Here is a 13371-nt window from a genome sequence, read left to right as displayed (position 1 = left end):
GGCAGCGTGTCGTAGTGTGGGAATCCGGAGGAGCTCTCCTGTTAGTGATCATCACGATACGGAGACTGTCTCCGCTTTGTCAACGACAATCCGTTCGTCCTGGGCGAACGGGGAGGGGTCGCCTGGCCGTCTAGATCAGGCCCGCACGATCGGATCGAGCGGGATCGGTCGAGCACGATCCGGTCGAGCGAGATCAGGTCGAGCGCGATCGGTCGGGTCCGGCCCGGTGTCAGGCAGCGAGGCTTAGCCTGGAGGTGACCGCCCCGCCCCTCGTCGGACGGAGTGGGAACAGTCTGCAGGTAACCGGTGACATTCGAGAGCACCGGGCGCGAACACCGCGCGAACGAGAGTGAAGGGAAGCGAATCAGATGGGCGCCGCTACCGCCGCACGGTCGCGGCCGTTGAGGGCCGATGCGCAACGCAACTACGAGCGCATCGTCAGGGTCGCCAGCGACGCGTTCGCGGAACGTGGAGTGCTCACCTCGCTCGACGACATCGCGTGCCGTGCGGGCGTCGGCCCCGGCACCCTGTACCGGCACTTCCCGACCCGTGATGGACTCATCGCCGCTGCGCTCGGCGAGAGCCTCGACAAGCTTGCGGCGCTCTCCGAGCGGCTGCGGGCATCCGATGATCCGGGCGCTGCCCTCGACGAATGGATGCTCGCGCTCGCCAACCACCTGCGCACCTACGACAACCTGCCCGAGTCGATCGCGGCGGCGTTCCGCACCGAAGACTCGCCGCTGCGCAACTCCTGCCGTCCGCTGACCGAGACCATGGCCGTGCTCGTAGGTCGCGCGAAGGAGGCCGGCGCGATCCGCGACGACGTCGAGCCACGTGACCTCTTCGCGCTCGTGTCATCTGTGGCGTGGGCATCGCAGCGCCGCGGCGACTCGGATGCCGGCCTCCAGCGGATGCTCTCGCTCGCCACCTCGGGCATCCGCTAGCGCGCTGCCCCGCCGCGCGTCGGCCCGGTCCCGTCGGCGCCGTGCCGGTCGCCCCGGGCCGTCGCCCCGCGCCGCCGGACCTGTCCGGTGCCCGTCGCCCCGCGCCGCCGGACCTGTCCGGTGCCCGTCGCCCCGCCCCGTCGGCCCGGCCGTTCCGAAAACAGCAGTGTTCGCGCTCTCGCGGCCGCAACAGCAGGATTTCAGCTGTTCTCGGTCACAGCTGCTGTTTTCGTGTCGGGGCCCGGCCGCGGCCGACCTGTCCGGAAAACAGGCATGGTCGCGCTCTCGCGGCGAAAACAGACAATTCTCGCCTGTTTTCGATAGGTCTGCCTGTTTCCGCGGACACCTTGGCTGTGGCTCAGGGCCTGGCGTGGGCCCTCCGGTAGGGCTTGGGTGTGGCCCTGGGGTAAGGACCTGGGGTGTGGCCCCTCGGGTATGGGCTTGGGTGTGGCCCTGGGGTAAGGACCTGGGGTGCGGACCACAGAGGTGTGGCGCCCAGAAGTGGCAGGTCAGCACTCGATGACGTTGACGGCGAGGCCCGCGGCACTCGTCTCCTTGTACCGATCGCTCATGTCGGCGCCCGTCTGCCGCATGGTCTCGACGGCGACATCGAGCGGGACGAGGTGCCGGCCGTCTCCGTGCAGCGCCAGACGTGCAGCGGACACCGCGGTGGATGCCGCGATCGCGTTGCGCTCGATGCACGGGATCTGCACGAGCCCGCCGACCGGGTCGCAGGTCAGCCCGAGGTGGTGCTCGACGGCGATCTCCGCCGCGTTCTCCACCTGGTCGGGCGTGCCGCCGAGCACGGCGCAGAGCCCTGCCGCGGCCATCGCGCACGCGGAACCGACCTCGGCCTGGCATCCGCCCTCGGCACCCGAGATGGATGCGTTCGCCTTCAGAATCGAGCCGATGGCGGCCGCGGTGAGGAGGTAGCGGCGCGCGTCGGCATCCGTCGCGCTCGGATTGAAGCGCAGGTGGTACTCGAGCACGGCGGGCACGATGCCGGCTGCACCGTTCGTGGGCGCCGTGACCACGCGGCTGCCCGCCGCGTTCTCCTCGTTGACGGCGAGGGCGAACGCACGCATCCACTCGGCGGCGAAGTCCGGGGCATCCGGCGGCGTCGCCTCCAGCTGCTCACGCATCGCCTTCGCCCGTCTGGGCACATGCAGCCCGCCTGGCAACTCGCCGTCGGAGTACAGCCCGCGCTCGATGCAGTCGTGCATCGCCTGGCGGATGGCGTCGAGTCCCGCCACGACCTCGGATTCGCCCCTGCGCTCGAGTTCGATGCGATACGCCACATCGCAGACGCCCAGTCCGTACCGCGCGCACAGCGCCAGCAGCTCGGCCGCGGTGGAGAACGGCCACTCGGTCGCGGTGCCTCGCTCGGCACTGTGGCCAGCGGATGCCGCACCCCGCTCGGTGACGAAGCCGCCCCCGATAGAGAAGTAGGTGCGCTCGATGGCAGGTTCCGACGTATCCAGGTAAGCGCGCAGGGTGAGCGCGTTCGGATGCTCGGGCATCCTCGTGCGCGGCTCGAACGTGAGATCCGCCCCGTGGAACGGTACGGTGACCTCCGCGCCCTCGGGATCGCGCAGCGTCAGGAGGGCGCTCTCGGTGGCTCGGGCCCACGCTCCATGCACGGCCGCCGGGTCGCACGTCTCCGAGCGTTCGCCTGCGAGGCCGGCAACGACGGCATCGGGCGTGCCGTGGCCGACACCGGTCGCCGCGAGGGAGCCGTACAAGGTGCACTCGAGGCGGGTGAGACCCGGAAGGATGCCTCGCGCCGCGAGCTCGGCGACGAAGCGTCCGGCTGCTCGCATCGGCCCGACCGTGTGCGAACTGGACGGCCCGATCCCGATCGAGAACAGGTCGAGCGCCGACACGTACACGGACATGTTGCCAGTGTGCATCCGGGTGCCGCCTCCGGCGGCCCGCGGCGTCCGGAATGCCGGACGCCGTCGCCGGTTGAGTTGCGTCGCGGGGAGCGGTTCGGGTCACGGTGGTGTGGTTTCGATACGCCGCGTTCGGCGGCTACTCAACCCGCGGTTGCCGGCCCTGCGCTAGGGCAACTCGTGCTGGGCGGATGCCTGCTCGATCTCGAGCGCCTGCTGGCTCGCCAGCTCCCGCTCGGCAGCGACATCCACCCTCAGCGTGAACAGCCAGTAGGCCACCGCCGCCACAGGCAGGCCGATGAAGAGCGAGATGTCGACGCCGCCCATCGCGTGGGCGACCGGTCCTACGAAGACGCCTGCCACGTTGAAGAACGGGATCATGGCCACGAATCCGAGCACATACGCACCGATGCCTGCCCATCCCCAGCGCTTGTAGATGCCGTCGGGTTTGAAGATCTCGGCGATGGCGTAGTGGCCGCGCCGCACGATGAAGAAGTCGGTGAGGTTGACGGCGGTCCACGGAATGAACAGGTAGAGGATCAGCAGCAGGAAGTCGTTGAAGTTCGCGAGGAAGTCCGACGTCGCGAACAGCGCGAAAGCCAACGAGAACACTGCGGTGACGCTCAGCGTCACTATGCGGATGGTCAGCGTGGGCCGCACCTTCACGAAGCTGTCGATCGACGAGATGAGGGTCAATGACCCGCCGTACATGTTCAAGGCGGTGACGGAGATGAGGCCGAGAGCGAAGACGATCAGTGCGATGACCCCGAAGCCGGGGAACAGGGCATCCGCCACTTTCTTGATGTCCACGATGGTGTTCGAGCCGATGTCTTTGGCCGATACGGCGATCCACGAGCCGAGGAACATCATCCACATGCCGCCGAGCGCGCTGCCCCAGAACGTGACGTTGAAGGTGCTGCTCGTCTTCGTGTCAGCCGGCAGGTAGCGCGAGTAGTCCGACACGTAGATCGCCCACGAGATCTGGTAGCCGGCCGCCACCCCGAGTTGCCCGAAGAACGCGACGGGGTTGAAGGCGCCGAGATTGAATTCGGATGCCGGAATGTGCAGATGGATGATCGCCGAGACCGACACGAGGGCGAGCACGACGATCGTGAGGTACGTGAGGTAGCGCTCGAACGAGTGGATGAAGTCGTAGCCCACGAGAGCGATGATCACTGCGATGATCGTGACGACCCAGATCCACAGCGGGTTGGATGCCTGCCCCGATCCGATCGCTCCCCCGATCGCCTCTCCGCCCAGCACGGAATTGAAGATGTTGAACCCGGCGTACTGGATGTAGGCGAACAGCCAGACGAGCAGCGCACCGACGTATCCGAACTGTGGACGCGACTGGATCATCTGCGGCAGGCCCAGCTGCGGCCCCTGCGACGAGTGCGCCGCCATGAAGAACGTGCCAATGCAGATGCCCAGCGCGATCGCGATCAACGACCAGATGAGGTTGCCGCCGGTCGTGATGCTGATCAGCCCCGTCGCGAGCGTTGCGATCTGGGCGTTGCACATGAACCACAACGGCCCGATGTGCGAGACCTTTCCGTGCCGTTCGGCAAGAGGCACGTAATCGATGGAGCGCACCTCGATGCCGGAGGTACGCCGTGTTGACTCTGTCGTGGTCATCGGGTTCGCTTCCTTCCGGTGCGCCGCATCGTCGCGGACTCAGTGAGACGGATGCTATGGCCGCAGTTCAGCGACGTGCCAGGTATCCGGTGCAAACCTGTGAGTCTTCGCAGGTGCGATGACCCTGTACCCACATTGCGCGTCGAGTTCGCGGGCTACTCAACCGGCGGTGGGCGGCTGGGCCGCTACTCAACCCGCGATGAGCCGAGGGCGTCCACGATCGCGGCGACGAAAGCGTCGATGTCGTCTTCCGTGGTGTCCCACGAGCACATCCAGCGCACCTCGCCGCGCGCCGGGTCCCAATCGTAAAAGCGGTGCTGCTCGCGAACCGAGTTCGCGGCATCCTTCGGGAGCGTGGCGAAGACGCCGTTCGACTCCGTCGCCTGCGTGAACGCGAGGCCGGGAGCGCGGCCGGAGGCAATGGCATCCTCGAGCTCGGAGCGAAGCCGCTGCGCCATCGCGTTGGAGTGCCGCGCGCTGCGCAGCCAGAGTTCATCGGTCAGCAACGCGATCAGCTGAGCCGAGATGAACCGCATCTTGGATGCCAGCTGCATGTCGAGCTTGCGCAGGTAGGTCATGCCCTGCGAGGCATGCGGGTTCAGCACCACGACCGCCTCGCCGAACAGCAGCCCGTTCTTCGTGCCGCCGAAGCTCAGCACGTCGACTCCCGCATCGCTTGTGAAGGTGCGAAGCGGCATGTCGAGGTGGGCGGACGCGTTGGCGATGCGGGCGCCGTCCATGTGCACACGCATGCCCAGCGAGTGGGCGTGGTCGGTGATTGCACGCACCTCCTCGACCGAGTAGCACGTGCCGAGCTCCGTGGTCTGCGTGATCGACACGGCCAGCGGCTGGGCCCTGTGCTCGTCGCCCCAGCCCCACGCGTGCTTGTCGATGAGCTCGGGCGTGAGCTTGCCGTCCGGAGTGTCGACCGTCAGCAGCTTGAGGCCGCCGACTCGCTCGGGCGCACCGTTCTCGTCGGTGTTGATGTGCGCCGTGGAGGATGCCACAACAGCACCCCACCGCGGAAGCATCGACTGCAGCGCTGTCACGTTCGCTCCGGTGCCGTTGAACACCGGGTACACCTCGACGCCGTCCCCGAAGTGCTCGGCGAACACCTCGTGCAGGCGCTCGGTGTAGGCATCCTCGCCATAGGAGATCTGATGCCCGCCGTTCGCGGCCACGATGGCGTCGATGATCTCGGGATGCGCGCCCGCATAGTTGTCCGAGGCGAACGAGCGGGAGTCGGGGTCGTGCAGTCGTGTAGTCATCGCTTCCTATTGTCGCTGTGTCCGCACGGTCGGCCCCGCGAGACTTGGTGCACGCGATGAGACTCAGCGCAGTACGGCAAGCCTCGTCGCCACCACCACGTCTCGGTGAGCAGGGGTTGCCTGGGTCAGCCGACGGACGTGGCGATGATGCCCTTCGTGGACTCGATCGCATCGCCCATTTTCTTGCCGAGCGCTTCGTAGAACATCGAAAGCGGAAACTCGTCGTCGAGCACGGCATCCGTGTAGCCCTTCGGCGCGCCCGCAAGCACCTCGAGCGGCAGCCCCTTCGCCCAGACGGATGCCGGGTTCGGCGCAAGCACGCTGCTCACGAGCTCGTACGCCGCGAGCCAGTGCGCGGTCTTCGGCCGGTCGATCGAGCGCCAGTACAACTCGTTGATGGCATCGCTGAGCGAGACGACCGCGTCGCCGACGGCATCCCAATCGACGGAGAGTTGAGTGTCGGTCCAGTCGAGCACGCGGTGCTGGTGCAGCCACGCGAACAGCAGCTGCCCGCCGAGACCGTCGTAGTTGCGCACCCGGCTGCCCGTGATGGGGAAGCGGAAGATGCGGTCGAACAGGATCGCATAGCGCACAAGCTTTGCGTGCTCCAGGATGCTGCGCTGGTCGTCAGACAGCTCCTCAGGGGCCCGCGCACCGAGGGTCTGCTCCAGTCGGTACGCCTCCCGGTACGCCGTGAGGTCGCAGCGCAGCTCCTCGAGCGAGTAGAGGAAGTACGGCATGCGCTGCTTGATCATGAACGGGTCGAACGGCAGGTCGCCCCGCATGTGGGTGCGGTCGTGGATGATGTCCCACATCACGAACGTCTCCTCGGCCAGCTTCTGGTTATCGAGCAGGCGTGCGGCGTCGTTCGGCAGGTCGAGCTTCGTGATCTCGGATGCCGCGCGCACCACGACGCGGTAGCGTGCGGCCTCGCGGTCCTGGAAGATCGCCCCCCACGTGAAGGTCGGGAGCTCTCGCATGGCCACCGTCTCGGGGAACAGCACCGCCGAGTTGGTGTCGTACCCGCTCGTGAAGTCGACGAGGCGCAGCGACACGAACAGTTTGTTGCCGTAGTCGGTGCGCTCGAGCTCTGCGACGAACTCGGGCCAGATCGTCTCGACGATCAGGGCCTCGACGTGCCTCTCGGTCGAGCCGTTCTGCGTGTACATCGGGAAGACGACGAGGTGCCGCAGCCCGTCGATGCGGTGTTGCTGCGGCTGGAACGCGACGAGCGAGTCGTAGAAGTCGGGCACGCCGAAGCCGGAGTCGACCCAGCGCTCGAAGTCGCCCTGCAGTGCGGCGAGGTAGTCCGCGTCGTGCGGGAAGAGCGGGGCGAGGTCGCGGATCGACTCCACGATCGTGGCGACGCGAGCGCGGGCATCCGCGTGGCGCGAGGCATCCGGAATGGAGCCGTCCTTGACCTGATCGCCCTGGATGCTCGAGGCCGCGTGCTTGAGCGCGAGCCACGCGGGATCGGTCGCGATGCCGGCGAGGCGTTCGGCGTTCGTATCGAGAGCCTCGTCGGCCCCCGTGGAAAAGGCGATGGACATGACGAGACCTCCTCGGTGGTGACTCTTTTGCGTCTCCTCCGAGCGTAACGACGGCCATCGGGGTCGAGTTTGCCGAGTAGCGACCCAGAGCTGCGTCTGTGACCGAATCGGCGCAACTTCATTGCGTCGAGCCATAAACAACCGCGGCCGCGAGCTTCTCAGTGGGCGATCGGATACTCCACATACGCGAACCGCGTGCCGTCGGGCGACCAGCTCGCGACGTTCATCGTGCCTTGTCCGCCGTACAGCTCGACGACATCCACAGGCTCTCCGCCGTCGGGATCGATTCGCCTGATCAGCACCTGCTCGTTGGCGGGATGCCCCGCCACACCAGGCCCGTAGCTCACGTACACGAGATCACGGCCACCTGGGGCTACATGCGGGAACCAGTTGACGCGCTCGTCGAACGTGAGTTGCTCGACGGATGAGCCGTCCGGCCGGCAACGGAACAGTTGTGCGTGCCCATGGTGCTCGGATTCCCGCTCGGAGTTGAAGTAGACCCACTCACCGGTTGGGTCGAATTCGGCTCCGTCGTGCGGCTTCTCGGAGAACGTGAGTTGTGTGTCGTCCGATCCGTCGACGCCGATCGTGAAGACGTTCGTGCGGGCCGGCGTGCCCGGGCCGGGCTTCGGGCCGAGGGGCTCCAGCCCGATGTACGAGAGCGTCGTGCCGTCTGGCGAGATGCCGTGCAGGTAGTGGTTGAAGGGCCCGTCGTGCTCGTGCGTCACCTGTCGGGTCGTGCCGTCCGCGAGCGAGACCTGATGGATGTGCTTGTCCTCGGCCGAAATGTAGAGGTAGCGGCCGTCCGGTGCGACGACGTGATCGTTGTTCGAGCTGTCGATGGCGCCCGTCGGCACGTGCTCGATCGCGTCCCGACCTGCACGCTCCGCGGATGCCTCGATGCGGTAGATGAGGCCGTCCTGATTGAAAACGAGCCACTCCGCGTCACCCCAAAACGGCGAAACGGTCCAGTTCGGGGCCTCGAACACGGCATCCGTGTTCTCCAGCACCACCCGGCGTTCACCGGTCGTGATGTCGACGACGACCAGCCTCGAGAGCTGACCCGGTTCGAGAGTGCGCCATGCGCGGGTTGCCATATCGCCTCGCCTTCCTTCCGCAGGGCCCCATTCTGACGCCTGCGAAGATGGAACGATGACGGCGCTTCGCACCATCGGCAAGTGGGTCCCCGTTGCGGTGCCTTTGGTCGCGGCGCTCACATTGGTGCTGGCCTGGGGCACGAAGCCGGGAGTCGGTCTCGCCATCGTGCTCGCGGTCATCCTGATCGGCGCCATCCTCGTCGCCGTTCACCACGCCGAGATCATCGCGCACCGGGTGGGCGAGCCGTTCGGCTCGCTGATCCTCGCCATCGCGGTGACGATCATCGAGGTCGGCCTCATCGTGACGCTGTCGGCCGGCGGCGACGAACATGCGGCGACCCTCGCGCGAGACACCGTGTTCTCGGCGTTCATGATCACGACCATGGGCGTCGTCGGGCTCTCCATACTCGTCGGCGCGTTCAAGTTCGGCACCGTGCGGTTCAACTCGGAGGGATCCGGCGCCGCGCTCGCCACGCTCTCCACGCTCGCGGTGCTGTGCCTCGTGCTGCCCGACTTCACCGAGGCATCCGGACCGCGCTTCTCGCCGACTCAGCTGGCATTCGCCGCGATCGCATCCCTCGCGCTGTACGTGCTGTTCGTCATCACCCAGACCATCTCGCATCGCAAGTTCTTCCTGCCGGTCTCAGACACGGGGAAGGTGCTGGAGGAGGACGCCGAAGACGAGCACAGCGAGCCGCCCACGGTCCGCGCCACGCTGACGAGCCTCGTGCTGCTTCTCGTCTCGCTGGTCGCCGTCGTCGGGCTCGCGAAACTCGAATCGCCGTCGATCGAGGGTGGCGTCGTGGCGCTCGGGCTTCCGGAGTCCGTCGTCGGAGTCGTCATCGCGCTCGTCATCCTGCTGCCCGAGAGCATCTCGGCAGTTCGGGCTGCTCAACGCAATCACATCCAGACCAGCCTCAACCTGGGCCTCGGGTCGGCCATGGCGAGCATCGGGCTGACGATTCCGGCCGTGGCGGTTGCATCCATCTGGATGCCTCAGCAGCTCGTCCTCGGGCTCGGGGAGACGCAGATCGTGTTGCTGCTGCTCTCGATAGTGGTGAGCATCCTGAGCGTCGTGCCCGGCCGCGCGACGAAGCTGCAGGGCGGAGTGCACCTGGTGATCTTCGCCGCGTTCCTCTTCCTGTCTGTCTCACCGTAGCCGTCTGTGTCGCCGTAGCCGTCGCCCCTGACCGCGCTTCAAGCACGCACGTCAACCTGAGAGGGTGCCGTCATATACGGATGAATCGACTTGCGTTTTCGAGGATCGCGTGATTTGCCCGCCAAAATCCGCGTGATTCCGCGGGATTTTCGCTCCCAGGGCCCTCGGAGGGTCTGTGCACAGGCTGTCCAGAGCGCATGAGTACCGTGTCGGAGTCGTCGGACTTAAACGCTCGATCCAGACAACACCCGTAAGGGTCGTGATGCCGTTCGACGAAAGCCCCAATACCGCGGATGCTGCCTGCTGTACCCGCGGGGCGCCTAGCCGGCGCGCGTTCAGCGCGCGTCGTGGCCGCCGCCGTGCCCCCACACGGCGGTGAGCCGCGCGTGGCGTTCAGGGACGACCAGCCCGCCCGGGTGTGGCCTGCGCGCACAGCGTGCGGGGAGCATCCGTTGCCTGCAAGATGCGTGCGCGCGCTTGCCGGTGGACAACGCGGGGCAGCCCCGACAATTGGAACCTTTTGACCTTCCTTACCCGAATCTCACCCGCCAACCTCAAGAACACCCTTCGCGCGCTCTCCGACCGCAACGGCCGGCACCGAGCGGCCGGCAAGATCACCCGCCACAAGCGCCCCCTCCTCTTCGGCGCGACGGCCGTTGCCGCTGTCGCCATCGCCGCGGTCGCCACCTCCGTCGTGGTGCCGAACGCATACGCCGAACCGGCGAAGCAGCTGGCCGCAGCGGCCGCCGACATCACGGCAGCCGGGCCCCTTACAGACGCCGTGAAGGCGTCGTCCGTCTCCGCGACGTCGGTGGTGCCCAAGGCCGCCAAGGCGTCGTTCGACGCGCTTGCCGTGGCCCAGATCACCCAGGAACAGGTGCAGGGCCGAGCCGACGTCACCGATCTGGGCAAGGCGATCAGTGCTCTGCAGAACAACTATTCGTCCAACCCCGGAACGCTGCACAAGCTGACGGTGGCCGCCCAGGCTGCCGTCAAGAACGCGGATGCCGCAGCTGCCGCGCATGACGCGGCAGTGGTCGCCGCGCAGAAGGCCGCACAACTGGCCGCGCAGGAGGCGGCGGCGAAGGCCGCAGCCGAGGCGCAGGCCGCGGCCGAGGCGCTCTCGAGGGTGAATACGCCCGACGGCGCCAGGACCGTCGCGCAGTCGATGATGGCCAGCAAGTACGGCTGGGGCAGCGACCAGTTCCAGTGCCTGAACAGCCTGTGGAATCGCGAGTCCGGCTGGAACTACCAGTCCTACAACGCAGGAAGCGGCGCGACGGGCATCCCGCAGGCGCTTCCCGGCTCGAAGATGGCGTCGTTCGGCAGCGACTGGGCGACCAACGCTGCCACCCAGATCGCCTGGGGCCTCGACTACATCTCGCGTGGCTACGGCACCCCGTGCGCCGCGTGGGGTCACTCGGAGTCGTCCGGCTGGTACTGATCCTCCAGGCCTGATTTCGACTGCAGAAAAGGCTCTACCCCTCGAGGGGAAGAGCCTTTTCTGCAGTTCAAAGGGCTTCGGCCAGGCGGGCCACTCATCCTGAGGGATGAACTTGCCAGTGGGCACGCGCTCGGGGCATGACGTCGGCCGTAGCGTGGCGGCCATGGATGAGTTGTTCGCACGGTTGCCGATCCGCGGCGAGTTGACGCCCAGCGTCGCACGGTTGCTGCGCGTCGGGATTCCCCTGGCCGCGGCCGTCACCTTCCTGGTGCTGTGGACGATCGCGGAGAGCGGTCGCACGCCGCTGGCGCCGAAACTCGTGATGTTCGCTCTCTATGCGCTCGCGATCGGCCTGGCCGGGGTGATGCCGCGGCTCGCGCTCGCCGTCATCGCGGCTGTTCCGGTGGGGTTGCTTGCCCTGGGCCTCGTGGTCACCGTGCTGACGCCGCTTGCTGAGACCTACGCCGGATACTTCTTCAGTTGGGCCGGCTGGGGCATCGACCTCTCGACCTCGTGGCCCGCGTGGTTCGCCGTTCCGGTCGTGGTCGGGTACGTCGCGATGACGAACGAGCGCAGGCGGATGCGCGTGGCATCCTTGCTCGCCGGCGTCGCGAGCGCCGTCGTGTACTCGGTCGTTCTCGTGCTGAGCGGATGGCTGTCATGGACGTCCGCGATCGGGAACGGCTTCGGAAGCATGCTGAGCAGCTGTGTCGTGTTCGTCGCCGCACTTGTGGCCGCGGTTGCGGCGGCCTGGCTTATCGGGATCGGGCTTGCCGCGTTGCGCCGCGTCGAAGTCGTGACGGATCGCCTAGAGACGACGACGGCCAAGCTCGACGACGCGGACCTCGAGCTGCGGCTGGCGCACGATCGCGGGCGAATCTCGCGAGACATCCACGACTCCCTGGCGCATTCGCTCGCCATCGTGGTTGCGCAGGCGGAAGGCGCCTCCGCCATTCACGAGGTAGATCCGGATGCCTCGCGCGAGTCTCTGGGGAACATCGCGACGGTCGCGCGAGAGGCACTCGGCGAGGTGCGGCGGCTGGTCGAGCGCATCAATGACGAAGACGACGTGAGCGAGCACAGGAGCCGCATCGAGCACATCCCCGCTCTTGTGGACGATGTGCGCGCCGCGGGCATCGACGTCACGCTACGAGTGCTTGGCGACCTCGCCCCGCTTGCCCTTTCTAAGCAGGTCGCCGCCTATCGCATCGTGCAGGAGAGCCTGACGAACGCGCTGAAGCACGCGGGCCGCGGCGCGACGGTGACGGTCACGCTCGACGCGCAGGGGGCAGGGCTCGCCGTGCTCGTCGTCTCCACCTGCACCGGTGGCAGCCCACTCGTGACGGGCGCCACGCGGGGCATCGGCATCGCCGGAATGAAGGAGCGCGCCCGACTCGTGGGCGGGTGGCTGACGGCACTGCCAAGCGACGACGACACATTCGTGGTCACGGCGTTCATCCCGCCGGATAGCACCGCCTTGATCGCGCCGGACGCCTCGCCCCTGCAGGCGATCGAGGTGCGGCATGACTGAGGACGCCATGGCTGAACGCGCGCAGATCCGGGTAGTCATCGTCGACGACCAGCCGTTGTTCACGGCGGGCCTGGCGATGCTCATCGACGCGCAGCCCGACATGCACTGTGTCGGCACTGCCAACGGCGGCGGTTCCGCGTTGACGCTCGTCGGTCAGGTGCGGCCCGACGTGGTGCTGATGGATCTGAGGATGCCCGGCATCAACGGTTTCGAGGCGACCGAGCTCATCGTCGCGGGTTCGGACCCGCCGAAGGTCATCGTGCTCACGACGATCAAGCGCGATGAAGCCGTCTACCTCGCGCTTCGCGCGGGCGCCACGGCCCTGCTCACGAAGGATGCCCTGCCTCGCGAAGTGCTCGGCACCATTCGCGAGGCGGTCGCCGAGAACGGGCTGGGGGCCGGAGCGGACGCCATGCAGGTGGTCAGACAGTTCGCGCGGCCTGCGCAGACGCGAACACCGGACGAGACCCTCGCCGCGCTGAGCGGCCGCGAGCGCGAGGTCTTCCTGCTGATCGCCCGCGGGCTGAGCAACGCGGAGATCGCCGAGGCCACCGTGCTGAGCGAGGCAACGGTCAAGAGCCACGTGCGCCAGGTGCTCGGCAAGCTCGGTCTGAAGAGCAGGGTGCAGGTGGTCGCTTTCGCCTACGAGAACAAGCTGATGGGAGAACCGGTATGAACGACGAGACGGATGCCGTCGGCACGAGCCCGGCATCCATCGACCTGCCGCCCACCTTCTCGGTCGATCTCACCCAGGTCGTGCGGGAGCTGCTCGTGGTTCGTCAGGCCGAGCGGGCGTAACGCGGCGTCGCTTTCGATCGGACCCCGTGGCGCGCCGAATACATTCGAGGGGT

The 13371-nt window shown here is 67.2% G+C and carries 11 protein-coding genes; 6 read left to right on the top strand and 5 right to left on the bottom strand.

The genetic code is table 11. The annotated features are described in order from the left end of the window. Positions 1-368 precede the first annotated feature (368 nt). Positions 369-944 (top strand): TetR/AcrR family transcriptional regulator, encoded by a 576-nt coding sequence (locus ACO2Q7_RS09605; protein WP_423355387.1) that lies wholly within the window; start codon positions 369-371, stop codon positions 942-944. Between the two features lie 509 nt (positions 945-1453). On the opposite strand, the gene ACO2Q7_RS09600 is transcribed toward ACO2Q7_RS09605, so the two are convergent. The 5 genes from ACO2Q7_RS09600 to ACO2Q7_RS09580 all read right to left on the bottom strand — a co-directional run bounded on the left by ACO2Q7_RS09600 (position 1454) and on the right by ACO2Q7_RS09580 (position 8386). Beyond that, positions 1454-2839 carry an L-serine ammonia-lyase gene (locus ACO2Q7_RS09600; RefSeq protein ID WP_423355386.1) on the bottom strand — a complete coding sequence of 462 codons (1386 nt, stop codon included), beginning with the start codon at positions 2837-2839 and terminating at the stop codon, positions 1454-1456. Between the two features lie 165 nt (positions 2840-3004). After that, on the bottom strand, positions 3005-4471 hold the full coding sequence (locus ACO2Q7_RS09595; RefSeq protein WP_423355385.1) for a purine-cytosine permease family protein: 1467 nt from the start codon (positions 4469-4471) through the stop codon (positions 3005-3007). 185 nt (positions 4472-4656) lie between these two features. Continuing rightward, on the bottom strand, positions 4657-5739 hold the full coding sequence (locus ACO2Q7_RS09590) for a threonine aldolase family protein (protein WP_423355384.1): 1083 nt from the start codon (positions 5737-5739) through the stop codon (positions 4657-4659). Positions 5740-5864: 125 nt separating this feature from the next. Continuing rightward, a complete protein-coding gene (locus tag ACO2Q7_RS09585) occupies positions 5865-7289 on the bottom strand; it encodes a DUF6421 family protein (protein WP_423355383.1) in 1425 nt (474 codons plus the stop codon). Between the two features lie 158 nt (positions 7290-7447). Beyond that, positions 7448-8386, bottom strand: coding sequence for a TolB family protein (locus ACO2Q7_RS09580; RefSeq protein WP_423355382.1), 939 nt, complete (start codon positions 8384-8386; stop codon positions 7448-7450). 55 nt (positions 8387-8441) lie between these two features. Here ACO2Q7_RS09580 and ACO2Q7_RS09575 point away from each other — a divergent pair, with 55 nt between their 5' ends. The 5 genes from ACO2Q7_RS09575 to ACO2Q7_RS09555 all read left to right on the top strand — a co-directional run bounded on the left by ACO2Q7_RS09575 (position 8442) and on the right by ACO2Q7_RS09555 (position 13318). Next, a complete protein-coding gene (locus ACO2Q7_RS09575; protein WP_423355381.1) occupies positions 8442-9545 on the top strand; it encodes a calcium:proton antiporter in 1104 nt (367 codons plus the stop codon). 520 nt (positions 9546-10065) lie between these two features. After that, positions 10066-10989: a phospholipase gene (locus ACO2Q7_RS09570; protein WP_423355380.1), complete on the top strand. Its 924-nt coding sequence runs from the start codon at positions 10066-10068 to the stop codon at positions 10987-10989. Between the two features lie 163 nt (positions 10990-11152). Beyond that, positions 11153-12520, top strand: a complete 1368-nt coding sequence (locus tag ACO2Q7_RS09565; RefSeq protein ID WP_423355379.1) for a sensor histidine kinase — start codon at positions 11153-11155, stop codon at positions 12518-12520. After that, positions 12513-13196: a response regulator gene (locus ACO2Q7_RS09560; RefSeq protein ID WP_423355378.1), complete on the top strand. Its 684-nt coding sequence runs from the start codon at positions 12513-12515 to the stop codon at positions 13194-13196. The genes ACO2Q7_RS09565 and ACO2Q7_RS09560 overlap by 8 nt, the downstream gene beginning before the upstream one ends. Next, on the top strand, positions 13193-13318 hold the full coding sequence (locus ACO2Q7_RS09555) for a hypothetical protein (RefSeq protein ID WP_423355377.1): 126 nt from the start codon (positions 13193-13195) through the stop codon (positions 13316-13318). The genes ACO2Q7_RS09560 and ACO2Q7_RS09555 overlap by 4 nt, the downstream gene beginning before the upstream one ends. Positions 13319-13371 lie beyond the last annotated feature (53 nt).

This window comes from Rathayibacter sp. KR2-224 (genome assembly GCF_049446075.1).
Classification (GTDB): Bacteria; Actinomycetota; Actinomycetes; order Actinomycetales; family Microbacteriaceae; genus Humibacter.
This window is presented reverse-complemented; position numbering and strand designations above follow the sequence as displayed.